Here is a 26,637-nt window from a genome sequence, read left to right on the forward strand (position 1 = left end):
AATACGCGTTTGACGTCTCCGGCCACCCGGCCGAAGACGCGGCAACCCATCGGATCAGCATGCATACTCCCGTCACGCCCGGCCTCCTCATCCTGCATGGCAACCAGCTGGAACAGCTGCGCGCCGCCGTCTTCCAGTGGCTGCGCCAGCATCCGCTGGCCCCCCTGGAAACGGATATCTTCCTGGTGCAGTCGAACGGCGTGGCCGAATGGCTGAAGATCGCCCTGGCCGAGGAGATGGGGGTGTGCGCCGCCACGCGCATCGCGCTGCCGGCGCGCCTGCTGTGGGAAAGCTACCGGGGCATGCTTGGGCGCGAGCGCGTCCCGCGCGTGTCGCCGTTCGACAAATCCCCGCTGACGTGGCGTTTGATGCGCCTGTTGCCGTCCTTGCTGGCCGACCCGGTATTCGCGCCGCTGCGCTACTTCCTTGCCGATGGCGATAGCGAACGCCGGCTGCAGCTGGCCGAACGCCTGGCCGATTTGTTCGACCAGTACCAGGTCTACCGCGCCGACTGGCTGGCCGACTGGGCGGCGGGGCGCGACCAGCTGCGCACGGCCCGCAATGAAGCCATCGCACTGAAGGAAGACCAGCGCTGGCAGGCGCAGTTGTGGCGCGCCGTGGCAGCCGATGTCGAGGCTTTCGAGCGCGACACGGGCCGTGCCGACATCCACGACGCCTTCCTGGCGGCGATCGCCGCCGGCGATGCGCCGGTGGGCAAGCTGCCGCGCCGCGTGGTGCTGTTCGGCGTGTCGGCCTTGCCGTACCAGACCTTGCAGGCGCTGGCCGCGCTGGCGCGCCACACGCAGGTGGTGCTGGCCGTGCCGAATCCGTGCCAGTTCTACTGGGGCGACATCATCGACGGGCGCGACTTGCTGCGCGCGGAAAACAAGCGCCAGCGGCAGCGCAACGGCACCGACCTGGCGCAAATCCCGCTCGAAGCGCTGCATGCGCACAGCCATCCGCTGCTGGCCAGCTGGGGCAGGCAAGGGCGCGATTTCATCCGCATGCTCGACGAGTTCGACGAGCACGCGCAAGCCGAGGGGCGCGACGACAGCCTGCGCATCGACCTGTTTGGCGAGGAAACGGGCGAGACCCTGCTGCAGCAGGTGCAGGTGGCCATCCGCGAACTGCGCCCGCTGGCCGAACATGAACAAACGCCGCCCGGCGCCGGCGACCGCTCGATCGAATTTCACGTGGCGCACAGCGTGCAGCGCGAGGTGGAAGTGCTGCACGACCAGCTGCTGGCCATGTTCGCGCACAGCGCCGAGACGGGCCTGCGCCCGCGCGACGTGGTGGTGATGGTGCCCGACATCGACACGTTCACGGCCGCCATCCACGCCGTCTTCGGCCAGTACCGGCGCAATGACGAGCGTTTCATTCCGTTCGAGATCGGCGACGTGAAGGATCGCAGCGTCAATCCGCTGCTCGTCGCGCTCGAGTGGCTGCTGCAGCTGCCGCAGCAGCGCTGCCGCCAGAGCGAAGTGCGCGACCTGCTCGACGTGCCCGCGCTGGCCACCCGCTTTGGCCTGCAGCCGGACGACCTGGCCACCCTGGGCGCCTGGATCGAAGGGGCGGGCGTGCGCTGGGGCCTGGACCAGGCGCACCGCGCCGGCCTGGGGCTGGGCGCGGCCGGGGAACAGAATGCGTGGATCTTCGGCGTGCGGCGCATGCTGCTTGGTTATGCCAGCGGCAGCGGCGCCAGCTTTGGCGGCATCGAACCGTATGCGGAAGTGGGCGGCCTCGATGCGGCGCTGGCCGGCTCGCTGGCGCAGCTGGTCGAGGCGCTGCTGCACTGGCGCACCGTGCTGGCCGGCGCGCGCACGCCGGCCGAATGGGGCGTGCAGGCGCGCGCGCTGCTGGCGGCCTTCTTTGACGCCGGCGACGAAGGCGACCGTTTGACCCTGGCGCAGCTCGAAGGCGCCTTGCAGGGCTGGCTGGAAACCTGCGAACATGCGGGCTTCGTCGAGCCGGTGCCGCTGTCCGTGCTGCGCGTGGCGTGGCTGGGCGCGCTGGACGAGCCGACCCTGAACCATCAATTCGTCTCCGGCGGCGTGACCTTCTGCACCCTGATGCCGATGCGCGCCGTGCCGTTCCGCGTCGTGTGCCTGCTGGGCATGAACGATGGCGATTTCCCGCGCCGCGCGCCAAAGGCCGATTTCGATTTGCTGGCGCTGCCCGGCATGGCGCGCCCGGGTGACCGTTCGCGCCGCGACGACGACCGCTATCTGATGCTCGAAGCCTTGCTGGCCGCGCGCGACAAACTGTACGTGAGCTGGGTGGGGCGCAATGTGCGTGACAATTCCGAGCAGCCGCCGTCCGTGCTGGTGTCGCAGCTGCGCGATTACCTGGCGGCCGGCTGGTCGCTGGACCGGCACCTGGTATCGCTGACCACCGAGCATGCGCTGCAGCCGTTCAGCCGCCGCTATTTCGAGGCCGATGGCTTGCTCACCTATGCGCGCGAATGGCGTGTCGCGCATGCGGATGCGGATGCGCAGGCCGCCGTGCTGCCGCTGGGCCCTTACGAGCTCGATCCCGGCACGCGGCTGAAGCTGGGCGAGCTGGCCAGCTTTTTGCGCCAACCCGTCAAATACTTTTTCCGCCGCCGCCTCAGCGTGTATTTCGCCGACGCCGCCATGCTGGGCGAGGATGAAGAACCGTTCGGCCTGAATGCGCTCGAGCGCTATCTGCTGGAAGACACCATGCTCGACGACGGCGGCGCCCTGGAAGCGGCGGACGACGTGCGCGCCAGCCTGGAAGCGCGCGCAGCGAAGCTGGCGCGCGAAGGCGTGCTGCCCATCGGCCTGATCGGCCGGCAGGTGCAGGCGCAGCTGGTCGAGGCGCTGGTGCCCGTGCGCAGCGCGTGGCTGTCCTTGCGCGCCTCGTTCCCGTACGCGGCCGACAAGCGCGCCATCAACCTGCCGTTTGGCGAGCTGCAGATCGACGACTGGCTCGACAAATTGTGCAGCAACGGGCGGGAGACGGCCTGGCTGATGCAGATTTCCTCGAAAGTGACGGACAAGGGCGGCCTGGCGCGCGGCGACAAGCTGATGCTGATGTGGCTGCGCCAGCTGGCCGCCGCCGCCCTCGGCTTCCCCGTCACCGGCTACCTGGTGGCGCGCGACGCCATCGTCAGCATGGCGCCGCTCGATCCGGCCGCTTCGCGCGCCGCCCTGGCCACCTTGCTGGCGCTGTGGCGCGAAGGCATGAACCATCCGCTGCCCACGGCGTGCAAGACGGGGCTGGCGCTGGTGCAGCAGGGGGACCCGCGCGCCGTCTACGATGGCGGTTTCGATATCTCGGGCGAGCGCGATGAACTGTGCCTGGCGCGCCTGTGGCCCGAGTTTTCCGCGCTGGCCGCCGAGGAAGCGTGGCAGGACTGCACGCGCGAGCTGTATGGCCCGCTGGCCGACTGGCTGCAAGAACACATCACCATCGACCCGATCAGCGCGCCCGATGACGGCGCGGGAGAAGAACAATGACGAGCCATCTGCTCAACCCCCTGGCGTTTCCGCTGCACGGCTCGCGCTTGATCGAAGCCTCGGCCGGCACGGGCAAGACCTGGACCATCGCCGCACTGTACGTGCGGCTCGTGCTGGGGCATGGCGACGACGACAGCCGTTTTACGCGGCCGCTGCTGCCGGCCGACATCCTCGTGATGACGTTTACCCGCGCCGCCACGCGCGAACTGTCGAACCGCGTGCGCGAACGCCTGATCGAGGCGGCCGCTTATTTTCGCCACGAATCCGGCGGCAGCGACCCGTTTCTCGACGCCTTGCTCGAGTCCTATCCGGACGAAAGCGAACGGCAAAAGGCCGCGCACCGGCTGATGCTGGCCGCCGAGACGATGGATGAAGCGGCCATCTTCACCATCGACGCCTGGTGCCAGCGCATGCTGCGCGAGCACGCGTTCGACAGCGGCAGCCTGTTCGACGAAGAACTGGTCAGCGACGAGCAGGCCTTGTTCGAGGATGCTGCCCACGATTACTGGCGCCAGCAAGTCTATCCCTTGCCGCCGCAGGCGCTCGACGTGCTGCTGGCCTGCTGGCCCGACGTGGGCGCGCTGAAGAAGGGCGCGCGCGAGCTGGCGCGCCGCGCGGACATCATGGGCATGGCCGACGAAGAACCGTTATCTGCCCTGATCGCGCGCGAACAGCGGGCGCTGGCCGCGCAGCTGGCCGCCCTGAAGGCGGGCTGGGTCGAGCGCGTCGACCGGATGGCCGCCTGGATCAACGACCACCGCGCCGCCAATCCCAAGTGTTTTAACGGCGTCAAGATGAAGCCGGAGAACCTGGCAAAGTGGTTCGACGGCTTGCGCCGCTGGGCGCAGGATCCGCTGTTGCTGCTGCCGGCCATTACGGCCAAGGCGTGGGAGCGTTTGACGCCGTTCGGCATCGAGGATGCGTTTGCCAAGAGTTTCACGGCGCAGGTGCCCGAGTGCTTCGAACATACGGAAGCGCTGGGGACGGCCCTGGCGGCCCTCACGCCGCTGGCGCACAAGCTGCATCTGCACGCGGCGGCGGCCATCGCGCGGCGCATGGATCAGTTGAAGCGCCAGTCGCGCCAGTTCGGCTTTGCCGACATGCTGCAACGGCTGCACGACGCGCTGGCCGGCGAGAATGGCGCGGCCCTGCGCCAGCGCATCATCGACCAGTATCCGCTGGCCATGGTCGATGAATTCCAGGATACGGCGCCGGCCCAGTACCAGATTTTCAACCTGCTGTACCGCATCGCCGACAACGACCCGGCGCTGGGCCTGTTTTTGATCGGCGACCCGAAACAGTCGATCTACGGCTTTCGCGGCGCCGATATCCAGAGCTACCTGGCGGCGCGGCGCGCCACCACGGGCCGCCATTACCAGCTGGGCACCAATTACCGCTCGACGGCCCCCCTGGTGGCGGCCGTCAACCAGCTGTTCCTGCACGCCGAGCGCGCCGAGGTGCCTGCCGGTGCCTTCCGCTACCGCAAAGGGGATGAAAATCCGCTGCCGTTCGAGGCCGTCGACGCCAAGGGCCGCGACGAATGGCTGGTGAACGCCGGCGGCCCGCTGCCGGCCCTGCTGGCCGCCTGCGCCAGCGATGAAGGGCTGCGCGGCGACAGCTACCGCGAGTATTTCGCGCAGCACTGCGCCGAGCACATCGTCGCCATGCTGGGCGATGCGCAAGCCGGTTTCGACGGTCCCGACGGTTTTACGCGCCTGCAGCCGGCCGACGTCGCCATCCTCGTGCGCGACCGCAAGGAGGCTGCCGCCATCCGCCGCGCGCTGGCGCGCCGCCGGGTCGCCAGCGTCTACCTGTCCGACAAGGATTCCGTCGTCGACAGCGAGGAAGCGCAAGACGTGCTGCGCTGGCTGGCGGCGCTGGCCAACCCGCTCGACGGGGGCCTGGCGCGCGCCGCGTTTGCCACGCGCACCATCGGCCTGTCGCTGGGCGAGCTGGCGCGCCTGTCGAGCGATGAACTGGAGTGGGAACGCCGGGTCGAGCAGCTGAAGGCCCTGCACCTGATCTGGCAGCGCCAGGGCGTGCTGGCCATGCTGCGCCGCTTCATCCACGAACTGCAATTGCCCGCCATGCTGCTGCAGCAGACGGGCGGCGAGCGGCGCCTGACGAATCTGCTGCACCTGGCCGAACTGCTGCAATCGGCCAGCCGCCAGCTCGATGGCGAGCAGGCGCTGATACGCTGGCTGGCCGAGCAGATTGCCGGCGAAGGCGAGGGCGGCGACGAGCGCGTGCTGCGCCTGGAAAGCGATGCGGAGCTGGTCAAGGTCATCACCGTGCACAAATCCAAGGGGCTCGAATACCCGCTCGTGTATCTGCCGTTCGCCGTCACGGCGCGCAAGGTGGATAAACGCAACCGCAGCTTCTTCGAGTATGCGGGCGAGGATGGCGAGCGCCGCCTCGACTTGTCGCTGTCCGACGAAGCCATGGCGGCGGTTGAAGAGGCGCGCATCGAGGAAGACCTGCGCCTGCTGTACGTGGCCCTGACGCGCGCGCGCCACTTTTTGTGGCTGGGCGTGGCCGCCCAGGCGGCGCGCAAGGCGGGCGAGAACACCCTGCACGAATCGGCGCTCGGCTACCTGCTGACGGGCGGCGACAAGCTGCCGGCGGAACAATTGCTGTTGCGCTGGCAGCAGGTGGCGGGCAGCTGCGACGCCATCTACGCGACTTCCCTGGCGCAGCCCGACGCCTGCACGGTGCTGGACCGGGTCGAGCGGCGTCCCGAGTTGCGTCCCGCCCCCGTGTTCGCGGGCGAATTCGAGCGCGACTGGTCGGTGGGCAGCTTTACGTCGCTGACGCGCCAGATCGGCGCCGTGGCAGCCGCGCACGTGCCGCAGCGGGCGCTGGAAGAAACCCTGCTGGAAGATGGCACGGGCGTGCCCGCCGCCTCGCCGCTGCAGACGGGCGACGCGCCATGGCACCGCTTCCCGCGCGGTTCCGTGCCCGGCAATTTCCTGCACGAGCAGCTCGAGTGGATGGGCAGCGAAGGTTTTGACAGCGTCCACGATACCAATTTCGACACGCGCCTGGCCGCGCGCTGCGAACGGGCGGGCTGGGGCCACCGCCAGGAAGACGCCATCGCCTGGCTCCGGGAAATCGCCGTCACGCCGCTGCCGCTGCTCGATGCATCGCTGTCGCAACTGGACAGCACCCTGTCCGAGATGGAGTTCTGGTTCCCCAGCGAGCATTTGTCCACTGGGGCGCTCGACCAGCTGTGCACGCGCTTGCTGCTCGACGGCGCGCCGCGTCCCTTGCTGCCGCGGCGCCAGCTGCACGGCATGCTGAAAGGCTTTGCAGACCTGGTCATCGAAAGGGAGGGGCGCTACTGGGTGCTCGACTACAAGTCGAATGCGCTGGGCGCCAACGACGCGGCCTATCACACGGCCGCGCTGGCGGCCGGCATGGCGCAGCACCGCTACGATATCCAGGGCGCCATCTACATGCTGGCCCTGCATCGGCTGCTGAAAAGCCGGCTCGGCGACGCCTACGATCCGGCCGAACACCTGGGCGGCGCCATTTTCCTGTTCCTGCGCGGCATCGCGAACGCGGACACGCATGGCTGCTACTGGCTGGCGCCGCAGCTGGAACTGCTGGACGGCCTCGATCAACTGTTAGAAGAAACGGAACACCATGCAGCATGACGCACAGATGAACGCTTTGTTTGCCCATGTCGACGGCGTCGCCGGGGATGGCCATCTGCGCCGCCTGAGCGCCGCCTTTGCCCGCTTCATCGCCAGCCTGGACGAGCAGGCGCCGGATGCGCCCGCCGTGGCCGTCGCGTGCGTGGTGCTGTCCGAGCTGGAAGGGCGGGGCCACAGCTGTTTGATGCTGGCGGACCTGGCCGGCGAACCGTCGCAGCTGCTGGGCTGGAGCGAGGAGCTGTGGCATGGCGTGCTGGCCGTTTCCGGTCCGCTGCCCGCATCGCTTGACGGCTGGCGCGCGCTGCTGGCCCGCGCGCCGCAGGTGTGGCGCGTCGGTGCGCCCGACGTGAAACAGCCGCTGGTGCTCGACGGCGACCGCCTGTACCTGCGCCGCTACTGGCGCGACGAGACCCTGGTGGGCGGGAAAATCGCCGTGCGGGCGCAGGATTTGACGAATCCGCCGCTGGCGCAGGTGCGGCAATGGCTCGACATCCTGTTCGACCAGCCGACCCGGGACGGTGGCCCGGACTGGCAAAAGGTGGCGTGCGCCGTCGCCCTGCGCGGCAAGGTGGCCATCATCACGGGCGGCCCCGGCACGGGAAAAACCTACACGGTAGCCAGCCTTTTGACCCTGCTGTTTGCCGTCTCGCCGCAGCCGGAGCAGCTGCGCATCGCGCTGGCCGCGCCGACGGGCAAGGCGGCCGCGCGATTAAAACAGTCGATCGACAAGGCGCTCGAAGGCCTGGCGGCCAAGGCGGGCGACGCGCTGCCCCTGCTGGAACTGGCGCGGCGCATGGGCGCGGCGCGCACCCTGCACAGCTTGCTGGGCGCGCGGCCCGATACGCGTGCCTTTGCCCACCATGCGGGCAATCCGCTCGAGGTCGACGTGCTGATCGTCGATGAAGCGTCGATGGTGCATCTGGAGATGATGGCGTCGGTGCTCGACGCCTTGCCGCCCAAGGCGATCCTGATCCTGCTGGGCGACAAGGATCAATTGGCGTCCGTGGAGGCGGGCGCCGTGCTGGGCGACTTGTGCCATGACGCGCAGGCGGGCGGCTATACGGCCGACACCATCGCATATGCGCAGGCGGCCAGCGGCGTGGCCATTCCACCTGCCTTTGCGGGAGCGGCGGGCGCGCTGGCGCAGCAGACGGTGATGCTGCGCCATAGCCACCGTTTCAGCGGTCCGATCGGCGAGCTGGCGCTGGCCGTGAATGGCGGCAGACCCGATCTGGCCAAGGCGTGCTTCGCCGGCGACAGCGGCGGCCAGCTGGCGTGGAGCGTGACCGCGCAGCCGGACGAGGTGCTGCGCCTGGCCTTGCGCGGCAGGAGCGATGCGCCGGGCGGCTACCAGCCCTACCTGGAACTGGTGAATGCGGGCGAAGAGGGCTATGCGCAGCACGACGACTGGGTGCGCGCCGTGCTGCACGCTTTTGAAGCGTTCCGCATCCTGTGCGCCGTGCGCGAGGGCGAGTGGGGCGTGGCGGGCCTGAACACGGCCATCGAGCTGCGGCTGGAAAAGGAAGGGCTGATACGCCGCAGCGAATGGTATGTGGGCCGTCCCGTGATGGTCACGCGCAACGATTACGGCACGGGCGTGTTCAATGGCGACATCGGATTGACCTTGCGCGACCCTGCGCGGCCCGGCTCCCTGCGCGTGTATTTCCTGGAAGGCGAGAACGTGCGCAGCGTGCTGGCCACGCGTTTGCGCCACGTGGAGACGGCGTTCGCCATGACGGTGCACAAGTCGCAAGGCTCGGAATTTCGCCACACGGTGCTGGTGCTGCCGCAGGAAGGCGGCGCCATGCTGGCGCGCGAACTGGTCTACACGGGCATCACGCGCGCGCGCGACTTTTTTACGCTGGTCTCGCCCACGCAGGCCGTGCTGTTCGACGCGATCCTGCGCCGCACGCAGCGCGCCAGCGGGCTGCGCGGCTTGATCGGCTGATTTACTTCGCCAGCTTCGCCTTCGCCACCAGCGCCTGCACCACTTGCAGGGTCGCTTGCTCCACGCCCTGGCGCGGCAAGCCCGGGTTGGCGCCGGCGACCATCGATGGATTGGTCAGGTAGCGCCCGCCCACGATCAGGGTGGGCGTGCTGTCGACCTGGTAAGCCGCGGCCAGGCGGGGCAGGTTTTTCAGCCTGGTCTGCACGCCAAACGACTGGTAGGCGCCTTCGAAGGCGGCCTTGTCCAGGCCATTTTTCAGCGCCCAATCGAGGTTGTCGCTGTCGCTGGCCAGGCGCTTGCGTTCCACGTGCCAGGTGTGCATGACTTGCGCGTGCAGCGCTTCTTCCTTCTTCAGCGCTTCCAGTGTCAGGAACAAATGCGCTTCCGGATCGTTTGCCGGCGTGTGCGGCAAATGGATGCGGCGGAAAGACACGCTGGCGGCATTCTCCTTGACCCAGCGGGCCAGGCCAGGCTCCAGCGCGTTGCAGGCGGGGCAGTGGTACATGAAAAATTCGATCACTTCCACCTTGCCAGGCGCCGCCTGCACCGGTTGCGGCGTGGCCAGCACCAGATAATCGGCACCCGGCACGGGTACTTGCGGCGAGGCAAAGGCGCCGGCGGCGACAAAGCTGGCGCAGGCCAGGATGACTTGGTGCAAACGCATGGACGCTCCCTTGAAAAATTAACTATAAGGCAATCATAATAGGGCGTCAATGTTAGATGGTGTTGCTTTGATGTAATAAACGTTTATTATTCCGAATATTGAATAATATTGTTCCAATTTTTGTGTGAAAATGCAAAGACAGGGTGGCGGAGCGAAAACGCTGTGTCATTCCATTAACATCAAAACCAGGAGTCCATCATGTTGTCTTCCCTTCGCACGCGGCTGGTGCTCATTTGCGTGGCCATCGTCGTGCTGTCCATGCTGGCCTTGTCGGTCGCCAATTACATCACCACGCGCAGCAGCATGCTGGCGTCGTCGGACCAGCAGATGCAGCAACTGCTGCAAAGCCAGTCGGCCGTGCTGGCGCAATGGGTCGATGGCAAGAAAAAGGTCATGGCGTCCATCGTCATGTCGGCCGAGACGCCCGATCCGCTGCGCGCTTTCCAGATCGCGGAAAAGGCCGGCGATTTTGCGGAAGTGTTCATCGGCTACGCGAATAAGCGCTCCGTGTTTACCCATCCGGGCCGCCCGGCCGATTTCGACCCGACGGCGCGCGCCTGGTACACGGACACCGTGAAGGCGGGCGTGCCGATGCTCACGCCGCCGTACGTGGACGCGGCCAGCCACAAGCTGGTGGTGTCGTTCACGGCGCCCGTCGGCCCGAAAGAGGCGCTGAGCGGCGTGGCAGGCGCGGACGTGCTGCTCGATACGGTGATCGCCAATGTGGTGGCGATCAAGCCGACGCCGCACAGCTTTGCCTTCCTCGTCGACCAGAGCGGCACCATCATCGCCCATGCGAACAAGGAACTGAGCCTGCAGCCGGTGGCGAAACTCGATGCGGCGCTGTCGGCCGCGCAGGTCAACCGCCTGGAAAGCACGCGCACGAGCGATGCCGTGCGCCTGAATGACCGCGACGGCAAGCTGTATGTGACGCGCGTGGCCGGCACCGACTGGCTGCTGGCCGTGGTGCTGGACCAGCAGGAAGCCATGCAAGCCTTGCAGACGATGCTGACGACGGCCACCGTCACGGCCGCTTTGCTGACGGGGCTGGCGGCGCTGCTGCTGTCGCTGCTGGTCTTTAAAATGCTCAAGCGCCTGGAACTGGTGCGCGATGCGCTCGACGACATCGCCTCGGGCGAGGGCGACCTGACGCGCCGCCTCGACGCTTCCGGCGTGGATGAACTGGCGCAGATCGCCGGCGCCTTCAACCGCTTCATCGACAAGATCGCCGCCGTTCTCGTGAAAATCCGCACGGCCAGCGAATCGGTCAAGGTGTCGTCGTCGGAAATCGCCGCCGGCAACCAGGACCTGTCGTCGCGCACGGAACAGCAAGCGAGCTCGCTGGAAGAAACGGCCGCCTCGATGGAAGAGCTGACCAGCACGGTGAAGCAGAATGCGGACAATGCGCGCCAGGCCAACCAGATGGCGCAATCGGCATCCGGCGTGGCCAGCAAGGGCGGGCAGGTGGTGGCGCAGGTGGTCGATACCATGGCCTCGATCAACGATTCGTCGAAGAAGATCGTCGACATCATCAGCGTCATCGACGGCATCGCCTTCCAGACGAATATCCTGGCTCTGAATGCGGCAGTCGAAGCGGCGCGCGCGGGCGAACAGGGACGCGGCTTTGCCGTGGTGGCGACGGAAGTGCGCAGCCTGGCGCAACGCTCCGCCGGCGCAGCGAAGGAAATCAAGCTGCTGATCGACGATTCGGTGGGCAAGGTCGATTCGGGCGCGCGCCTAGTCGACGAGGCTGGCGCGACGATGCAGGAAATCGTCGACAGCGTGCGCCGCGTGACCGACATCATGGGCGAGATCACGGCCGCCAGCGCCGAGCAAAGCTCCGGCATCGAACAGGTGAACCAGGCGATCGCGCAAATGGATCAGGTGACGCAGCAGAATGCAGCGCTGGTGGAAGAGGCGGCCGCCGCGGCGGAAAGCCTGCAAGACCAGGCCAGCACCCTGGCGCAGGTGGTGGGCGTGTTCAAGCTCGATGAGGGGCCGGTCGCCGTGCAGCCGCCGGCCAGGCCCGTGGTGCGCGCTGCCATCGCGCCGCGCATCGCCAGCCGCCCGGTAGCGAAGGCCGCCGCCAAGCCCGAGCGCAGCGACGAGTGGGAAACATTCTAAGCAGCGTTCAGGCGCGCCGGGGCGCCAGGGTCGGCGCCATCTGCCTGGCCACCTCGAAAAAAGCGTTGGTGGCCGGCGTGTTCTGGCGCCGGTCGCGCACGGCCAGGCCCACCTTGCGGCTGACGGGCGGATTGAGCGGCAGGGCGACCAGCTCCGGATATTGTTCGCGCAGGCGCTGCGGCAGGGCCAGTTCGGCGACGATGGAGACGCCGTCGCCGCGGCTGACCATGTCGAGGATGGTGATGACCTGGCTGATGCGGTAGGGCACATTCGGCTGCAGGCCCGCGTTGGCGAACAGCGGTTCGATCAGGCAGGCGCAGCCCGCCTCGGACATGATGAACGGCCCCTCGCATAATTGGGCCAGGGTGATGGCGGTTTCGCTGGCCAGCGCATGGCTGCGCGGCACCAGCGCCATCATCTGGTCTTCCACCAGCGGCGCCGTATCGAAACGCTCGTCGGGCAGCACGACGAAGCCGACATCGACCCGGCGTTCGCGTATCCACTGCACCACTTCATGGTCTGCACCCTCGTCGATGCGCAGGTCGATGCCCGGATAGCGCAGGCGGAATTGCGCCGTGATGGCCGGCAGCAGATTCAAGGAAGACGTCGGGCCGAAGGAGCCGATGCGCAAGCTGCCCTGGCGCTGGCCCAGCACGTCGGCCGCTTCCTGGCGCATCGCTTCCGACAGGCCGAGGATTTCGCGCGCGCGCACGAGCAGCTGGCGGCCCACGTCCGTCAGCTCGGCCGAGGCCTGATGGCGCACGATCAGGTCCACGCCCATTTCCTTTTCCAGCGCTTTTAACGCATGCGAGACGGCGGACTGGCTGATGCCCAGCTGCGCGGCGGCGGCGGAAAAGCCGTGCAGTTCGGCCACCAGGGTAAAAATTTCCAGTTGCGTGAAGGTCATGCTGTGGTTTTCCTGTTATATGAGTATTTACTCATTATTTCATGAGTCAATATTAGTATTAATATATAGGGACACTACCCGCCGCGCAAGCGGCTTTACAGGAACTCCCATGTCTTCTTCCGCCGTACCCCAGGCTCCGCTGCTCGCCGCGCAGTCGCCGCTCGTCTACATCAAATTGATCTTCGTCGCCCTGTTCTGGGGCGGCACCTTCATCGCGGGGCGCGTGCTGGCGCAGCAGATGCCGCCTATGACGGCCGCCAGCGGCCGCTTCGGCGTGGCCGTGCTGCTGCTCGTCGCGCTGGCGTGGAAGCTGGAAGGGGGTTTGCCGCGCCTGGACCGCAAGCAGCTGGCAACGACGGCCGCGCTGGGCCTGACGGGCATCTTTTTATATAACCTGTGCTTCCTGGCGGCGCTGTCGCGCATGCCGGCCGGGCGCACGGCCCTGTTCGTGGCGCTGAATCCCATCGTCACGGCGCTGGCCTCGGCCATGCTGTTTCGCGAACGGCTGGGATCGTTCAAGTGGCTGGGCATCATGCTGGCGTTTTGCGGCACGGCCATCGTCATCACGCGCGGCGACTTGGCCGGCGTGCTGCACGGCACGGGCGGCGGCATCGGCATGGGCGAGGTGTTCATGTTTTGCGGCATTTCCAGCTGGGCCGCCTACACCCTGATCGGCCGCGTCGCGCTGAAGGGCCTCTCGCCCATTGCCGCTACCACGTATGCGTCGATGTGGGGCCTGGCCTTCTTGCTGGTCGGGGCGGCCGTGGAATTCCCGACGGTGCCGTGGCACAGCTTTGGCTGGCAAGTGTGGGCCGCCATCGGCTACCTGGGCGTGTTCGGCACGGTGATCGGCTTTGTCTGGTATTACGAGGGCGTGAAAGCGCTGGGGCCGTCGCGCACGGCCGTGTTCAACAACCTCGTGCCCGTGTTCGGCATCGTGCTGGCGGCGGCGCTGCTGGGCGAGCCGGTGCTGGCGTCGATGCTGGTGGGCGGCGCGGTGACGATTGCCGGCGTAGTGATGACCAACCGGCAAATCAAGGCTTAACCCTAAGCAAGGACTGGGGTCGGACCCTGAGGGGCCGACCCCGGCATTTCAAGGGTTAACTTATAGCTCAACGGGCGCGGCGGCGCTTCGATGGCTTGGCCGGCGCCTTCTTGTGCCGGCTGACGGAGGCGCGCATCACTTTCGGTTCTTCGATGCCGTTTTCGGCCGCCAGCATGCGGCGGATGTTGACGGCGTCCATGGCGCGCACGGAATTGGCGCGCGCGTTGAGCAATATCATGGTGGCGAACTTGCCGGCCGACTTGATGCGCATGATCAGGCAACGGCCCGCTTCATTCGTGTAGCCCGTCTTCGACAGGCCGATATCCCAGCCCTTGGCGCCCACCAGGCGGTTCGTGTTGTGGTATTCCACGTCGCGGCCCTTGATCTGGATCACGTCCTTCGAATCGGTGGTGATGCGGCTGATTTCCGGGTAGCGCGAGGCGGCCACGGCCATCTTGACGAGATCCGCCGCCGTCGACTGGTTGTTCGGCGACAAGCCCGTCGGCTCTTCGATCACGGTCTGGCGCATGCCCAGGGCTTTGATCTTGGCGTTGACGGCCACGGCAAACGCCGTCGGGCCGCCGGGGAAGGTGCGCGCCAGCGAGGCGGCGGCGCGGTTGTCGGACGACATCAGCGCCAGTTGCAGCACGTCGTGGCGGCTCAGGGTGGCGCCCACGGGCACGCGCGAGGTGCTGTGCTTCAGGGTGTCGACATCCTCGCGGTCGATGCTGATCTCTTCCTGCATATTCGCCTTGGAGTCGAGCACGACCATGGCCGTCATGAGTTTGGTCAGCGAGGCGATGGGTACCACCACGTTGGAATTTTTTTCAAGCAAGACTTTGCCTGTGCCGTCTTCGACCACCAGGATCGACTGGGAACCGAAGGGCACGGCGATGGCCGCTGTCGAAAGCGTCATCAGCACCGCGGCGAACATTTTTTTGAGCATGGGATTGTATGTGGGAAAGCAGTTTTGGGGCGCCATCGTGGGCGCTGCGCGCAAATCCGGAAGCGGGCCGCGCGGGGACGCAGCGTGTATCTCGGAGGCAATATTTGCCAAGCTTAAACAATACCATTAAAGATCAAGCGATGTCTACGGTACAGGCCCGCGACAGGCGGCGTTGCGGCCAATTTGGCAAATAAATGGGGCGAATCTTGCCGTAGTGAAAATTGTTGCGTGATTATTGATTTCGTCTTGGAAACTTCGTATTATTTCAGCAATATTGGCAGCCATGGTCCGGCAGGCGCCGCGCGCTTCGTCGTTGATGCCTGCCGCTTCGTGCTTCGTCGCCCCGCGCTATGCCCTGCAACAGGGGCGCCGTAGACTGCGTTCATGCCTGATTGACACGACAAGGAGAACGCAGCATGTGGAAAAAATTTGCCGGATGGTATCGCTGTTACGACGATGAAACCCTCACAGTGCTTGCGCATCCGGACACGGCGGCCCAGTTGCCGCCAGGCTGGCGGCGCTGGGTGGCGTTGCGGCTCATCACCTTGACGCCGATCGAGCGCCAGCAATTCCACGCCTTCATGCTCAAGTACCGGGGCGCCGGTTTTTACCTGGCGGCGGCCAGGCTGATGTTGCTGTTCAGCCTCATCGGCGTCGTGCTGCATTTGCTGCTGCCCGACAAGGTCGGCTGGGCCAAGGCCGTGGTGCTCAGCAATGTCCTGGGCCTGGCGATGGCCTGGGGCGTGCTGGGCGTCTGGTTCAATTACCGCAAGCTGGCGCAGCGCAAGCTCAAGGTGCTGTTGCTGCTGCTGGTGCCGGCCCTGGCCGGTGTGGCGATCGGCGTGCTGCGCGCCATGCTGGAAGGTCATGGCTCCCTCGGCGCGGCGCTGGAGCGGGGCGCGCGCGTGGGCGGCTGGGCCGCGCTGACGGCCGGGCTGGTGTATATGGTGCCGATCACCATCGTGGCCATCTGGCGCAACCGCCAGTACGAGGCGCTGGCCCTGCAGTTGCAGCAGGATGCCGAGCGCGACCGGCTGGCGCGCGAACTGAGCGAATCGCAGCTGCGCCTGCTGCGCGCGCAGATCGAACCGCATTTCCTGTTCAATACCCTGGGCGCGGTGCAGCAGCTGGCCGAGCAGGGCGCCCACGGGGCGGTGCAGGCGGCCGCGCTGACGGCCAACCTGATCGCCTTCCTGCGCGCCAGCCTGGCCGAGATGCGCGCCGACCAGGTGCCCTTGCAAACGGAATTCGACGTGGTGCAAGCGTATCTGCAAGTGATGCAGGTACGCATGGGCGCGCGCCTGTCCTTCCGCCTCGACTTGCCGCCCGGCCTGGCGCAGATACAAGTGCCCAGCATGATCTTGCTGACCCTGGTGGAAAACGCCATCAAGCATGGCATCGAGCCATCGCTGCGGGGCGGCGAGATCGTCGTCTCGGCCGTGCTGGACGGGGACGGCGCCATGCGCTTGCGCGTGCAGGATAGCGGCGTGGGCCTGGGCGCCGCGAGTGCGCCTGGAGGCGGCCTGGGCCTGGAAAATGTGCGCCGCCGGCTGCAGCTGGCCGCGGCCGCTGCCAGCGTGCGCGTGCAAGATGGCGAGGAAGCGGGCGTGCTCGCCGAAATTGTGTTGCCGATGAATCTGAAGGAAACCGCCGCATGAATGCCACCATCCTGATCGCCGAAGACGAACCGCTGATGCGCGAACGCCTGCAAACGATGCTGGCGCTGGCCTGGCCCGAGGCGCGCATCGTGCTGGTGGCGGAAAACGGCAACGATGCCTGGGACGGTTTCCTCGAACATGAGCCGGACGTGGTCTTCCTCGACATCCGCATGCCGGGCCTGTCGGGCCTGGAAGTGGCCGAGCGTATCGGCACGCGGGCGCACGTGGTATTTGTCACTGCGTATGACCAGTATGCCGTCGATGCCTTCGACGCGGGCGCCGTCGATTATCTGTTGAAACCCGTGCAGGCCGAGCGCCTGCAGCGGGCGCTGGCCCGGCTGCGCGACAAGCTGGGCGCCCAGCCGGCCGACATGGCCCATCTGCTGCAGTCGCTGCGCGCGGCGCTGCCGGCGCCGCCGCGCGAAAAACTGAAATGGATCAAGGCCAGCGTGGGCAAGCAAATCCGCCTGATCGACATCGACGACGTGCTGTTCTTCCAGGCCGACACCAAGTACACGCGCGTGGTGCTGGCCGGCTCGGAAGCGCTGGTGCGCACGCCGTTGAAGGATTTGCTGGGCGGCCTCGATCCGGAGCAGTTCTGGCAAATCCACCGCGGCACCATGGTGAACGTGAAAGCCATCGAGGCGGCCGAGCGCATCGACGCCGAGCGCATGCAGGTGCTGCTGCGCGGCAGCGCGGAAAAGCTGCCCGTCAGCCGCACGTTTACCTATTTGTTCAGGGATTGATATGATGGCAATGTTTTTAATCTGCCACCATATGGACTTCTCATGACAATTCTACGCCGCTGGTTCGCCGCCATCCTTCTTTCCTTGCTCTCCTGTACTGCCGCCCACGCGGCGCAGAAGGAGGAAAAGGTTGTGTATCACGTCAATGACGCCAGCAATGCCACGGCTGCGCTGAGGAATATCCGCAACCACCTCGATGCCAGCCCGCAGGCGACCATCGTGCTGGTCGCCCACGGTCCCGGCATCGACTTCCTGCTCGACGGCGCCATCGACAAGCAGGGCTATCCGTATGATGTGGCGGTGCGCGAGTTGGTCAAGCGGGGCGTGAGCTTTCGCGTCTGCAATAACACCTTGCAAGGACGCAATATCGACCGCCAGCGCGTGCTGCCCGAAGCCGTCATCGTGCCGTCGGGCGTGGCCGAACTGAGCCGCCTGCAGGCGCAGGAAGGCTATGTGTACATCAAGCCCTGATGCACGCGCCGTTGCCAGATGGCAAGGGCGCGGCGCATGGGCAGGCGATGCTTACTGGATCTTGGCGATCGACACTTCCGTCGATTTCACCAGCGCGATGACTTCGCTGCCCACTTTCAGGTCCAGGTCCTTGATCGAGCGCGACGTGATGACCGAGGTGACGATGCCGTGCGGCGTTTCCACGTCCACTTCCGACACCACGGGGCCAAAGATGATTTCCTTGATCTTGCCGCGAAACTGGTTGCGTACATTTACTTCCGAGATAGCCATGATGTTTCCTTTGTGTCCGTAATACGCCGTGCGGCGCGACAAGGCCAGAGTACGGCGCGCGCGCGCTTTTGACCACGAATCGATGCGCATATCGATATGCGGAAATGGCGCGCGGATGCCGCCGCAAGCATATTATTCGCCTATACTCGTCGGTATATCCACGGGGGAGGTTTGCCATGCGTCCATGTCTGCTGTCGTTGTTGCCCCTGCTGTTGTTCACCTCTGCCGCGCTGGCGCAGCCGGTCGCTGCCCTGCAACCGATGGCTTTCCTGGCCGGGCATTGCTGGAAGGGCGAATTTCCTGGTGGTAAGCAGACGGATGAGCACTGTTTCCAGTGGCTGTATGGCGGCCGGATGCTGCGCGACGTGCACACGGTGCGCAGCCCCGGCAAGCCCGATTACGTGGGCGAAACCACGTATTACCACGATGCCGCCGAAGGCAAGGTAGCCTTTCTGTATGTGGAAAACAGCGGCGGCTACAGCCGCGGCACGATGTTGCCGGCGGACGGCGGCCTCGACTTTCCTGCCACGCAATACGTAGGCGCCGGCGGCAAGGCGCTGACCTACCGCGTGCGCTGGACGCCGTCGGGCGATGCCTACGAGGCGGCCAGCGAGATGCTGGTGGACGGGCGCTGGCTGCCGCAATTCAAGCTGCTGCTGAAAAAGCAGTGACGCGGCGGTAATAAAAAAACCGGGACTCGTCCCGGTTTTTTATTGATGTGGCGCAAGCTTACTTCTGATAAATCTTGTCGAACTCGCCGCCATCGTCAAAATGTTTCTTTTGCGCTTGTTTCCAGCCGCCAAAGACATCATCGATGGTGAACAGGGTGATCGGCTTGAAGCTGGCCGCGTATTTCTTCGCCACTGCCGCCGAACGGGGGCGCAGGTAGTGCTTGGCGACCAGTTCCTGGCCCGGTTCCGAGTACAGGTATTGCAGGTAGGCCGTGGCTTCCTTGCGGATGCCGCGACGGTCGACGACCTTGTCGACGACGGCCACCGGCGACTCGGCCAGGATGGAGATGCTTGGATACACGACCTCGAAGTTATCGCCGAATTCGGCGCGCACCAGTTGCACTTCGTTTTCAAACGTCACCAGCACGTCGCCGATTTCGCGCTGCGTAAAGGTGGTGGTGGCGCCGCGGCCGCCGCCGTCGAGCACGGGCACGTTCTTGAACAGCTTGGTAACGAGCTCGCGCGCCTGCGCTTCGGTGCCGCCTTTTTTCACGGCATAGCCCCACGCCGCCAGGTAGGTGTAGCGGCCATTGCCCGAGGTTTTCGGGTTCGGCACGATGACCTTGATGCCGGGCTTGGCCAGGTCGTCCCAATCCTTGATGTGTTTCGGGTTGCCTTTGCGCACCAGGTACACCATGGTCGAGTAGAACGGCGCCGCATTGTTCGGGAATTTCTTGGCCCAGTCGGCCACCACCAGGCCGCGGTCGACGAGGATGTCGATGTCATTCGCCTGGTTCATGGTCACGACGGACGCTTCCAGGCCATCGGCGACGGAGCGCGCCTGCTTGCTGGAGCCGCCGTGCGATTGCTTGATGGTGATGGTTTCGCCCGTTTTGGCTTTCCAATCTGCAATAAATGCGGGATTCACGTCCTTGAACAGTTCGCGCATCACGTCGTAGGACGCGTTCAGCAAGACCACCGGTTCGGCGGCGCTGGCGGCTATCGGCAGGCTCATGGCGGCAGCGGAAGCGGCCAGGGCGCTGGCCAGGAACCAGCGGCGCGAGCGTTGGGTGAGCGTTGCTGCGGCAGTCGATACGGCGGTGGAATGGGTCATGTTGAACTCTTGTTGTGAGAATAGATAGACATAGTCTAAAATTCCGGCCGGAAAAGAAACGAATTTTTCGTAATATGCTTAGATTCGATTCCCGTTTGCGCTAAAAAACATATATCGATTTCTGGAAACATTCGTGGGCAAGATGCGCATCAGCACTTAGTCTGCACGCATGGCGCTACAGGCAAAACCGGTCCGTGGCGTGCGGCAAAAAACCCGAAAGCGCCGCTTGGTGTATAGTCGAATCGCGCGATACAGGGGTAAAACCGCCTGCATCGGCAACTGGAATATTTTGTGAGCGTACATGAGTCTTGAAATTCGTATTGCAACATCGACCGACGCTTTCGAGGCGTGCAACGTATTACGACGCTCCATCGTCGAATGCTGCAGCCTCGATCATCGGGACGATCCGGCCATCCTGGAAGCCTGGCTGGGCAATAAAACACCGCAGATGGTGGCGTGCTGGTTCGCGTCGCCCACCAATTTTTCGCTGGTCGCAGTCGAGGCGGGCGCCGTCGTCGGCGTCGGCTTGCTGACGCGCGCCGGCAAGCTGGCCCTGTGCTACCTGCTGCCCGAGGCGCAAGGCCGTGGCGCCGGCAAGGCGCTGGTGGAGCAGCTGGAAGCGCAGGCGCGCGAGTGGGGCATCAAGGCCCTGCAACTGCACAGCACGGCCAGCAGCCAGGCCTTTTTCGTCAAGCAGGGCTATATCGAGGCGGGCAATGTGCGCTCGCCGTATGGCGTGGAAACGATTTTTTGCTGGAAACAGATTGACCCCGCAGGCATCGCCAGCGGCGACCCCAAGCGCAAGCGCTTTTGCAACTGCAATTCGGCCTGACGGCTTTTCTGCACTTCAGCCCGCCCATCCGGCGGCGGGCCATTTCCCCTCTTTGAATAGTTCCCTTCAGTAACTGATCTGGATATACACGCCTTGTTGCACGCTATCGTTTGCCGGCAGCAAGGTGCCGCCGGCAAACAGTTTCAGTTCGCCGGGCGCGAACGCCAGCCAGTCCTCGTTTTGCGTCAGCGGGTGCGTGGCGATGACGGCGATGCGGTCGTCCAGGTGATTATGCTGGCGAAAGTCGATGCTGCGCTCGCAGTCGATCAGTTGCGCCACGGAAAACGGGTATTCGCGTATCACATAGTGCAAATGCGTGGAACAGTGGGCAAACAGCAGTTCGCCGTCCGACAGGATGAAATTGAAGGTGCCGTGCGCGGCAATCTCGCGCGCCACGTCGCCGATGGCGGCGCGCAAGGCGGCGCGCGCGGGTTCGCCCGTGGGAAACTGCGTGCGCAAGCGGGCCAGCAGGTGGCAAAACGCTTGTTCGCTGTCCGTGTCGCCGCTGGCACGGTAGTGCCCATTGGCGGGCGCGCGCCACGTTTTCAAGTCGCCATTGTGGGCGAAGGACCAGGTCTTGCCCCACAGGTCGCGGGCGAACGGGTGCGTGTTTTCCGGCGCGATGCGGCCCTGCGTGGCCTTGCGGATGTGCGCGACGATGTTTTTCGCCTTCACGGGATGCTGCTGCACCCGGGCCGCCAGCGGCGAATCGATGGCCGCCAGGTGATCCGTCAGCAAGGTGCAGCCGCTACTGGAATGATAGGCGATGCCCCAGCCGTCGCGGTGCTCGTCCGTGCGTCCGCCCCGTTCGGCAAAGCCGGCAAAGGAAAATCCCAGCGCCGCTGGCTTGCTGCTGTTCATTGCGAGTAACTGGCACATGGCGGCCCTTCCTGATGGTATCGGTACCTGCCCACAGTAAAGGCCGGGGCAGGCCGCTGGAACGAATGTTTCCGACTATCGTTATGCGCTGTCCATTGTTGCGGCCATATATGCTGGACGCATATCAAATGGCGAAACCATTCGTTCTCCTTTGCTTGGCGCTGCCTTACTCTGCACACTTTGGCGCCGCCTTCCCCATCAGGGCAGCTGGCGCAGCCCGATGAAGGAGCACGTATGCCATTTCCCGTCCTGAAAAACTACCTGGCCCGCCTGTCGCACCAAACCCAGGCCGGCACCAGCGTCTGGCTCGACGGGGAGGGCAGGGCGCTGGGGCGCTTTTTCAATTGCACCATGACCAGCGCCTTCCAGCCGCTGCGCGAGCTCGAGAGCGGCAAGCTGGTGGCGTTCGAAGGGCTGGCGCGCAGCGTGTCGAAGGCGGACGAGGGCTTGTCGCTGTGGCGTTTGCTCGACCATGCGGCCAGCGACGATGAATCCGTGGAGCTGGACCGGCTGTGCCGCATGTTGCACGCCATTAATTTTTTCCGGCAGGCGGAAGCGGAGCAGGCCGACCTGTACCTGAACGTGCATGACCGCCTGTTGAGCGCCGTCAGCAGCAATCACGGCCACGCCTTCCAGCGCATCCTCGACGCGCTGGGCTTGCCCATCGAGCGCATCGTGCTGCAATTGCCGACGGTCACGCCGAACCAGGGCTGGCTGCTCAACTATGTGGCCGACAATTACCGGCGCAACGGTTTCCGCTTGGCCATCAACGTGGCCAGCGTGCATGAGGCCACGGGCATGCTGGAGCGCTTGCACCCGCATGCGTTCAAGCTCGACGCGGGCAACCTCAGCGACGAGCAGGCCGTCGCCAGCTTCGTCACCCTGTGCCATGCGGCGAAAATCCGCGTCGTCTTCAAGCGCCTCGACACGCCGGCCGCGCTGGCCGCGCTGCAGCGCGTCGCCGCCATCACGGGCTTGCCCATCGTGGCCCAGGGTTATCTGCTCGACAAGCCATTGACGGCGCTGGCGCAGGCAAAGCAGGATGCGGCCGCCAGCGCGGCCGCGTGAGCAGTTTCCCGCTTAAGCAGGCTCAGCGGAAAATACGTGAGAAACAGGCAGAGACGATAGAAAATGAGGGTTTTTCTTCGCAGCACAATACGCTATAGTATTCCCATCGTTATATTGGACTGACTATGGCATCGCGCAGAAATTTTCTACATCACGGTATGGGCCTGGCCGCGTTGGGCCTGGTTGCCACCCCTCTCATCGGCTGCGCCTCGCGCACGGCCGCTCCCGCCTCGGCTTCGGCCGGCGCCAAGCCGCGCGCGCCGCGCACGGGCGTGCCGCCCCAGCCGACGCAACTGGCCAGCATCGACCGCTCGATCACCTCGCAGCCGCGCCCGGCCATCACCGAGATGGAACCGCCTCCCGACATCTTCGACGCACAGGCGCTGGACCTGGAATTCTGGCTCAAGCCACGCACCCTGGAAGTGGTGCGCCCGGCCAGCAATGAAAAAGCCAGGCTGCTGTACTGGAAAGATGGCGAAGTCATCGATTCCGCCTACCAGGAACTGTGCCACTTGCTGCGCGACGTGAACGGCAAGAAGACGGCGCCCATCGACCCGAAACTGCTGGAAACCCTGTGGGGCACACAGGCGTTCGTGGCCCGCTACGGCATCGAGCAGCCGCTGGAAATCCTGTCGGGCTACCGCACGGCCGAATCGAATGGCAAGCTGCGCGAAGCGGGCGTGCCGGCCGCGCGCCAGTCGCTGCACATCTCGGGCCGCGCCGCCGACATCCGCGTGGCGAATTTGAACGCGGAAGTGCTCGGTTCGCTCGTGCGTAGCTTCAAGCAGGGCGGCGTGGGCTTCTATTACCGCTCCGGCCCCCGTGGCGGCTGGATCCATGCGGATACGGGCCTCCAGCGCACCTGGAAGGGCTAAGGCTTTCTAGTCGTAGTGGTAGGGCGGCTCCGGTACGCTATCGCGTCCGGCGCGCCGCCATGCGTCGAAATTCACGGGGCGTTCCCAGTAAATGCGCCAGCCCAGGCGCTGGCTGGCTTGCACCTCGGGATGCGCTTGCAGGTAAGTGTCGATGAAGCGCGTGAATTCCGAAACATAGCCGCCGCGGCGGTAGGGCAGTCGATGGCGCATATTGCCTCCTTCCATACATGATTCGACCGCCGGCGCGCCAGAAAGTGCCGCTACTTTTCTCATCCAGCCCATGAAACTCTCCAGCCATAACATCGAACTGTTCCTGGCCGTCGTCGACGGCGGCTCGTTCTCGGCCGCCGCGCGCGCCTTGCGGCGGGCGCCGTCGGCCGTCAGCATGGCGATGGCCAACATCGAGGCGGAACTGGGCATCACCCTGTTCGACCGGGGCGCGCGCGAAGCCGTGCCCACGCCGGCCGCGCTGGCCCTGCTGCCCCACGCGCGCCTGATCGCCGAGCAGCTGAAGCAATTGCACCTGCACGTGCAGGAATTGTCGCAGGGTCTGGAAAGCCGCATTTCGCTGGGTATCGCGGCCGAGCTTGACCATACGCCCTTCCTGGCCGCCGTGCGCGCCCTGTCGCAGCGCCATCCGCTGCTCGACATCGAAGTGCTGACGGCGCCGCAGGACGATGTGCTCGACATGCTGCACCGGGGCCGCATCAGCGCCTGCATGGCTTTCGCAGGCGGGCGCATCAATCACGAGGAGCAGTTCCAGCTGGTGGGCAGCGATGCCTTGCTGGCGATTATTTCCACACAGCATCCGCCCAGCGCGGCGGGCCAGCCCTTGTATATCGAGGAATTGGTGAATTTGCGCCAGATCATCGTCGCCAGCCGCGAACTCGACCTGGCCGATGCGCGCCCCGTGGTGGGGCTGTCCTATTGGCGCACGGACAGCTTGCCGATGGCGCTGGCCATGGTGGAAGCGGGCTTGGGATGGGGCAACTTTGCCGCCTCGGCCATCCAGCACTCTCTGGCGGCGGGGCGGGTGCGTTGCGTGGCGTTCAAGAATACGGGCAATGGCCTGGTCGTGCCCATCCACCTGGTGTGGATGAAGGACCGGCCGCTGGGCATGGCGGCGCGGTCCTTTCTTCAGTTGCTGACAGCGTCGGAAACTGTCGCGCCCTGAGTATCGGGCGCTTCTTCCTTCGGCTGCTGCGCCGACAGGGGCACGCCGAACAGGCCGTCGAAGAAGTAATTGAAAATGAAGCTGTAGCACGGGATGATCAGCATCAGCGCGAAGTCCAGCACGAACGCTTGCCACAGGCTGATATCGAGCCACCAGGCGATCAGCGGGATCAGGTAGATGACCAGGGTGATCTGGAAGCCGATCGCGTGCAGGATGCGGCGCCAGACGGTGCGCGTGCGCGACACCTGGCGGATTTCCCAGTATTCGAAGGCCGTGTTGTAGAGCAGGTTCCAGATCACGGCGATGGTGGTGATCATGATCGCCAGCGGCCCCGTGCTGGTGGGCGACTCGCCCGAAAGCAGGGTCAGCCAGGCCGTGGAAATGGCCATGCCGATGATTTCAAAGGCGGTGACGTAGACGATTTTGCGTTTGATGCCTTGCATGTAAAGCCTGTAAAGAAGAGATGGCGGGTATTTTAAGTCAGGTGTACTGATGTTTGAAGTCGATAGCTGTCAGTTTTTCTGATGAATTCACTGTGAGAATACCGTGCGTGCCGCGAACGGTGGATAATGGCGGCTGGCAGGCAACCGGTCCCGCCGCATCACCGCAGAAAAGGTCAACGAGCATGCAAGGCGCAGCAGACAGCAACATCCCCGATACCCCCGCCGATACCCCCGCCAGCGCGGACGAACGTCCCCGTTTTCGCCCCGTTCCGTGGCAGCACCTGGAAACGCCGTACGACGTGGAAGTGTGGATCGAAGAACATAACCGCAGCATGCAGGACAATATCCGCGCCACGGAAACGGGCGTGGGCATCTGCTTTACCCTGGCCGAAGGGGGCGATATCTATATGCAGACGAGCGCCGACGGCGCCGTCGTGCTCGACGTGACGCCGGACGCGGCCTGGGTTTCTCCCCTGATCAGCGCGGCCACGGGCTGCGAGACGCCGGATGGGTCGCTGTGGATCTTGCCTGACGATAAGTTGATCCAGTTGATCGTGGGGCTATCGAGCCTGGTGGCCAGCACCTTGCTGGTGGTGGGCCATGATTTCGGCTTGCGCCGGCGCGGCATGGGCCGCTGAGCCGTTCGCGCGCCGCCGGGGCCGGGCGGCCATGCTCCATATTTCATGCCTCTTGTCCCGCTCCCGTTTGCGCTGTATCATGCGGGCGTTGCAAAATATGCCATGCCCGCGCCTGGCATGCCTTCCGCCTCCATTCGATGAAAAGCCTGTAATGCATAATGACAAGCTGGACCTCCGCGACATCAGCCTGGTGTGCGTGGAAACGCGTTATCCCGAGCTGGCCAGCTTTGCCATCGAGCGCTGCCTGGCCGGCGCCGATTTCAAGGAATGCCTGCTGTTCACTTCCCGCCTGCATGACTTGCCCCCGCATATACGCCAGGTGCTGATCGCCCCCATCGAGAGCGTGGAAGCGTATTCGGCATTCATGGTGCATGAGCTGGGCGCCCATTTCAGCGGCACGCATGCGCTCGTCATGCAGTGGGATAGTTTCATCGTTGATGCGCGTCAATGGCAGAGCGCTTTCCTCGACTGCGATTATATCGGCGCACCGTGGTCGCATCGTCCGGTAGCCGTCGGCAATGGCGGCTTCTCGCTGCGTTCGCGGCGCCTGTACGACGTCTTGCCGCAGCTGGCCATCACGCAACCCCATCCGGAGGATTATGCGATCTGCGAATTGCATGGCGACCGGCTGCGCGAGGAATTCGGCGTGCGTTTCGCCGATGCGGGCCTGGCCTCCAGCTTTGCCTTCGAAGGCATCATGCCGGCCGGTCCCACGTTCGGTTTCCATGGTTTTTTCAACTTTGGCGAAGTGCTGGACGACACGGAACTGACCGATTACCTGCGCAAGTGCGACGATGCCATAATGCATGCGCCAACCGCGCGCGGGCTGATCAAGCAGCTGTATCGCTCCGGCCGCTACCGGATGGCGGCAAGGATATTGCGGCGGCGCATCAACGGCGGTGCGGCGCTATTCGGCGATGCCTGCCTGCTTGCCTTGCGTACAGGCATGCACGCGCTCACGCACGTCCGCCCGCGCCCGGCGTCGCCGCGCGCATAGCCGTCCTGGCGGCTGCCGCGCCGGCTGCCGCC

Annotated in this window: 23 protein-coding genes; 15 read left to right on the plus strand and 8 right to left on the minus strand. The window is 65.2% G+C overall.

Translation table 11 applies throughout. The features are described from left to right. The first annotated feature begins 59 nt into the window (after nucleotides 1-59). From recC to recD, 3 genes are read left to right on the plus strand one after another with little or no spacing between them, the layout of a single operon-like run. Complete coding sequence (gene recC, locus BZG29_RS12490) at nucleotides 60-3,479, plus strand: exodeoxyribonuclease V subunit gamma (protein ID WP_077403046.1); 3,420 nt, start codon at nucleotides 60-62, stop codon at nucleotides 3,477-3,479. Beyond that, entirely contained in the window at nucleotides 3,476-7,135 is a 3,660-nt protein-coding gene (recB, locus tag BZG29_RS12495) for an exodeoxyribonuclease V subunit beta (protein ID WP_077403049.1), read from the plus strand. The genes recC and recB overlap by 4 nt, the downstream gene beginning before the upstream one ends. Next, a complete protein-coding gene (gene recD, locus BZG29_RS12500; protein WP_077403052.1) occupies nucleotides 7,125-9,083 on the plus strand; it encodes an exodeoxyribonuclease V subunit alpha in 1,959 nt (652 codons plus the stop codon). The genes recB and recD overlap by 11 nt, the downstream gene beginning before the upstream one ends. A 1-nt stretch (nucleotide 9,084) precedes the next feature. Here the strand turns inward: recD and BZG29_RS12505 are convergent, their stop codons facing one another. Further along, complete coding sequence (locus BZG29_RS12505; protein WP_077403055.1) at nucleotides 9,085-9,747, minus strand: thiol:disulfide interchange protein DsbA/DsbL; 663 nt, start codon at nucleotides 9,745-9,747, stop codon at nucleotides 9,085-9,087. Between the two features lie 198 nt (nucleotides 9,748-9,945). On the opposite strand from BZG29_RS12505, the gene BZG29_RS12510 reads away from it, so the two are divergent. Next, on the plus strand, nucleotides 9,946-11,871 hold the full coding sequence (locus tag BZG29_RS12510; RefSeq protein ID WP_077403057.1) for a methyl-accepting chemotaxis protein: 1,926 nt from the start codon (nucleotides 9,946-9,948) through the stop codon (nucleotides 11,869-11,871). Between the two features lie 7 nt (nucleotides 11,872-11,878). Here the strand turns inward: BZG29_RS12510 and BZG29_RS12515 are convergent, their stop codons facing one another. Further along, entirely contained in the window at nucleotides 11,879-12,778 is a 900-nt protein-coding gene (locus tag BZG29_RS12515; protein WP_077403060.1) for a LysR substrate-binding domain-containing protein, read from the minus strand. Nucleotides 12,779-12,887: 109 nt separating this feature from the next. On the opposite strand from BZG29_RS12515, the gene BZG29_RS12520 reads away from it, so the two are divergent. Next, a complete protein-coding gene (locus BZG29_RS12520) occupies nucleotides 12,888-13,823 on the plus strand; it encodes a DMT family transporter (RefSeq protein ID WP_077403063.1) in 936 nt (311 codons plus the stop codon). A gap of 67 nt (nucleotides 13,824-13,890) precedes the next feature. Here the strand turns inward: BZG29_RS12520 and BZG29_RS12525 are convergent, their stop codons facing one another. Next, a complete protein-coding gene (locus tag BZG29_RS12525) occupies nucleotides 13,891-14,769 on the minus strand; it encodes a serine hydrolase (RefSeq protein ID WP_034778183.1) in 879 nt (292 codons plus the stop codon). Between the two features lie 416 nt (nucleotides 14,770-15,185). On the opposite strand from BZG29_RS12525, the gene BZG29_RS12530 reads away from it, so the two are divergent. Genes BZG29_RS12530 through BZG29_RS12540 form a run of 3 tightly spaced genes read left to right on the plus strand, consistent with a single transcriptional unit; the run spans nucleotide 15,186 to nucleotide 17,644 of the window. Further along, nucleotides 15,186-16,427 carry a histidine kinase gene (locus BZG29_RS12530; RefSeq protein ID WP_077403066.1) on the plus strand — a complete coding sequence of 414 codons (1,242 nt, stop codon included), beginning with the start codon at nucleotides 15,186-15,188 and terminating at the stop codon, nucleotides 16,425-16,427. Next, nucleotides 16,424-17,173, plus strand: a complete 750-nt coding sequence (locus BZG29_RS12535; protein WP_077403069.1) for a LytTR family DNA-binding domain-containing protein — start codon at nucleotides 16,424-16,426, stop codon at nucleotides 17,171-17,173. Before BZG29_RS12530 ends, BZG29_RS12535 begins: the two co-directional genes overlap by 4 nt. 42 nt (nucleotides 17,174-17,215) lie before the next feature. Further along, nucleotides 17,216-17,644: a DsrE family protein gene (locus tag BZG29_RS12540; protein ID WP_077403072.1), complete on the plus strand. Its 429-nt coding sequence runs from the start codon at nucleotides 17,216-17,218 to the stop codon at nucleotides 17,642-17,644. Nucleotides 17,645-17,695: 51 nt separating this feature from the next. Here the strand turns inward: BZG29_RS12540 and BZG29_RS12545 are convergent, their stop codons facing one another. Next, nucleotides 17,696-17,914 carry a TOBE domain-containing protein gene (locus tag BZG29_RS12545; protein ID WP_034757699.1) on the minus strand — a complete coding sequence of 73 codons (219 nt, stop codon included), beginning with the start codon at nucleotides 17,912-17,914 and terminating at the stop codon, nucleotides 17,696-17,698. A gap of 176 nt (nucleotides 17,915-18,090) precedes the next feature. On the opposite strand from BZG29_RS12545, the gene BZG29_RS12550 reads away from it, so the two are divergent. Beyond that, nucleotides 18,091-18,585, plus strand: a complete 495-nt coding sequence (locus BZG29_RS12550) for a hypothetical protein (protein ID WP_077403075.1) — start codon at nucleotides 18,091-18,093, stop codon at nucleotides 18,583-18,585. A 58-nt stretch (nucleotides 18,586-18,643) separates the two neighbouring features. On the opposite strand, the gene BZG29_RS12555 is transcribed toward BZG29_RS12550, so the two are convergent. Beyond that, nucleotides 18,644-19,699 carry a sulfate ABC transporter substrate-binding protein gene (locus BZG29_RS12555; protein WP_077403079.1) on the minus strand — a complete coding sequence of 352 codons (1,056 nt, stop codon included), beginning with the start codon at nucleotides 19,697-19,699 and terminating at the stop codon, nucleotides 18,644-18,646. A 301-nt stretch (nucleotides 19,700-20,000) separates the two neighbouring features. Between BZG29_RS12555 and BZG29_RS12560 the strand changes: the two genes are divergently transcribed. Continuing rightward, nucleotides 20,001-20,531: a GNAT family N-acetyltransferase gene (locus tag BZG29_RS12560; RefSeq protein WP_077403083.1), complete on the plus strand. Its 531-nt coding sequence runs from the start codon at nucleotides 20,001-20,003 to the stop codon at nucleotides 20,529-20,531. A 66-nt stretch (nucleotides 20,532-20,597) separates the two neighbouring features. Here BZG29_RS12560 and BZG29_RS12565 read toward each other — a convergent pair whose 3' ends face one another. Beyond that, nucleotides 20,598-21,392, minus strand: coding sequence for a class II glutamine amidotransferase (locus tag BZG29_RS12565; protein ID WP_253192898.1), 795 nt, complete (start codon nucleotides 21,390-21,392; stop codon nucleotides 20,598-20,600). A gap of 252 nt (nucleotides 21,393-21,644) precedes the next feature. Between BZG29_RS12565 and BZG29_RS12570 the strand changes: the two genes are divergently transcribed. Beyond that, entirely contained in the window at nucleotides 21,645-22,478 is an 834-nt protein-coding gene (locus BZG29_RS12570; RefSeq protein ID WP_077403090.1) for an EAL domain-containing protein, read from the plus strand. A gap of 158 nt (nucleotides 22,479-22,636) precedes the next feature. Continuing rightward, complete coding sequence (locus tag BZG29_RS12575; RefSeq protein ID WP_077403093.1) at nucleotides 22,637-23,353, plus strand: DUF882 domain-containing protein; 717 nt, start codon at nucleotides 22,637-22,639, stop codon at nucleotides 23,351-23,353. 6 nt (nucleotides 23,354-23,359) lie between these two features. Here the strand turns inward: BZG29_RS12575 and BZG29_RS12580 are convergent, their stop codons facing one another. Further along, nucleotides 23,360-23,563, minus strand: coding sequence for a DUF3460 family protein (locus BZG29_RS12580; protein ID WP_077403096.1), 204 nt, complete (start codon nucleotides 23,561-23,563; stop codon nucleotides 23,360-23,362). A gap of 70 nt (nucleotides 23,564-23,633) precedes the next feature. Between BZG29_RS12580 and BZG29_RS12585 the strand changes: the two genes are divergently transcribed. Then, on the plus strand, nucleotides 23,634-24,527 hold the full coding sequence (locus BZG29_RS12585) for a LysR family transcriptional regulator (protein WP_077403099.1): 894 nt from the start codon (nucleotides 23,634-23,636) through the stop codon (nucleotides 24,525-24,527). On the opposite strand, the gene BZG29_RS12590 is transcribed toward BZG29_RS12585, so the two are convergent. Further along, entirely contained in the window at nucleotides 24,491-24,970 is a 480-nt protein-coding gene (locus BZG29_RS12590) for a PACE efflux transporter (protein WP_077403102.1), read from the minus strand. The two genes, BZG29_RS12585 and BZG29_RS12590, sit on opposite strands and share 37 nt — an antisense overlap. Nucleotides 24,971-25,152: 182 nt before the next feature. On the opposite strand from BZG29_RS12590, the gene BZG29_RS12595 reads away from it, so the two are divergent. Both BZG29_RS12595 and BZG29_RS12600 read left to right on the plus strand, forming a co-directional pair. Beyond that, nucleotides 25,153-25,608, plus strand: coding sequence for a hypothetical protein (locus BZG29_RS12595; RefSeq protein ID WP_077403105.1), 456 nt, complete (start codon nucleotides 25,153-25,155; stop codon nucleotides 25,606-25,608). 151 nt (nucleotides 25,609-25,759) lie between these two features. Continuing rightward, nucleotides 25,760-26,605 (plus strand): DUF5672 family protein, encoded by an 846-nt coding sequence (locus tag BZG29_RS12600; RefSeq protein ID WP_077403108.1) that lies wholly within the window; start codon nucleotides 25,760-25,762, stop codon nucleotides 26,603-26,605. Nucleotides 26,606-26,637: the final 32 nt, after the last annotated feature.

Source organism: Janthinobacterium sp. LM6 (genome assembly GCF_002002885.1).
GTDB lineage: Bacteria > Pseudomonadota > Gammaproteobacteria > Burkholderiales > Burkholderiaceae_D > Janthinobacterium > Janthinobacterium kumbetense.

Bases quoted from the DNA above. Each gene is read 5' to 3' on its own strand.
- BZG29_RS12540 (WP_077403072.1), top strand. From the start codon at position 17,216: ATGACAATTCTACGCCGCTGGTTCGCCGCCATCCTTCTTTCCTTGCTC.
- BZG29_RS12530 (WP_077403066.1), top strand. From the start codon at position 15,186: ATGTGGAAAAAATTTGCCGGATGGTATCGCTGTTACGACGATGAAACC.
- BZG29_RS12590 (WP_077403102.1), bottom strand. From the start codon at position 24,970: ATGCAAGGCATCAAACGCAAAATCGTCTACGTCACCGCCTTTGAAATC.
- BZG29_RS12555 (WP_077403079.1), bottom strand. From the start codon at position 19,699: ATGACCCATTCCACCGCCGTATCGACTGCCGCAGCAACGCTCACCCAA.
- BZG29_RS12520 (WP_077403063.1), top strand. From the start codon at position 12,888: ATGTCTTCTTCCGCCGTACCCCAGGCTCCGCTGCTCGCCGCGCAGTCG.
- BZG29_RS12580 (WP_077403096.1), bottom strand. From the start codon at position 23,563: ATGCGCCATCGACTGCCCTACCGCCGCGGCGGCTATGTTTCGGAATTC.
- BZG29_RS12510 (WP_077403057.1), top strand. From the start codon at position 9,946: ATGTTGTCTTCCCTTCGCACGCGGCTGGTGCTCATTTGCGTGGCCATC.
- BZG29_RS12595 (WP_077403105.1), top strand. From the start codon at position 25,153: ATGCAAGGCGCAGCAGACAGCAACATCCCCGATACCCCCGCCGATACC.
- BZG29_RS12600 (WP_077403108.1), top strand. From the start codon at position 25,760: ATGCATAATGACAAGCTGGACCTCCGCGACATCAGCCTGGTGTGCGTG.
- recB (WP_077403049.1), top strand. From the start codon at position 3,476: ATGACGAGCCATCTGCTCAACCCCCTGGCGTTTCCGCTGCACGGCTCG.
- BZG29_RS12560 (WP_077403083.1), top strand. From the start codon at position 20,001: ATGAGTCTTGAAATTCGTATTGCAACATCGACCGACGCTTTCGAGGCG.
- BZG29_RS12505 (WP_077403055.1), bottom strand. From the start codon at position 9,747: ATGCGTTTGCACCAAGTCATCCTGGCCTGCGCCAGCTTTGTCGCCGCC.
- BZG29_RS12525 (WP_034778183.1), bottom strand. From the start codon at position 14,769: ATGCTCAAAAAAATGTTCGCCGCGGTGCTGATGACGCTTTCGACAGCG.
- BZG29_RS12575 (WP_077403093.1), top strand. From the start codon at position 22,637: ATGGGCCTGGCCGCGTTGGGCCTGGTTGCCACCCCTCTCATCGGCTGC.
- BZG29_RS12565 (WP_253192898.1), bottom strand. From the start codon at position 21,392: ATGAACAGCAGCAAGCCAGCGGCGCTGGGATTTTCCTTTGCCGGCTTT.
- BZG29_RS12535 (WP_077403069.1), top strand. From the start codon at position 16,424: ATGAATGCCACCATCCTGATCGCCGAAGACGAACCGCTGATGCGCGAA.
- BZG29_RS12545 (WP_034757699.1), bottom strand. From the start codon at position 17,914: ATGGCTATCTCGGAAGTAAATGTACGCAACCAGTTTCGCGGCAAGATC.
- BZG29_RS12570 (WP_077403090.1), top strand. From the start codon at position 21,645: ATGCCATTTCCCGTCCTGAAAAACTACCTGGCCCGCCTGTCGCACCAA.
- BZG29_RS12515 (WP_077403060.1), bottom strand. From the start codon at position 12,778: ATGACCTTCACGCAACTGGAAATTTTTACCCTGGTGGCCGAACTGCAC.
- BZG29_RS12585 (WP_077403099.1), top strand. From the start codon at position 23,634: ATGAAACTCTCCAGCCATAACATCGAACTGTTCCTGGCCGTCGTCGAC.
- BZG29_RS12550 (WP_077403075.1), top strand. From the start codon at position 18,091: ATGCGTCCATGTCTGCTGTCGTTGTTGCCCCTGCTGTTGTTCACCTCT.
- recC (WP_077403046.1), top strand. From the start codon at position 60: ATGCATACTCCCGTCACGCCCGGCCTCCTCATCCTGCATGGCAACCAG.
- recD (WP_077403052.1), top strand. From the start codon at position 7,125: ATGCAGCATGACGCACAGATGAACGCTTTGTTTGCCCATGTCGACGGC.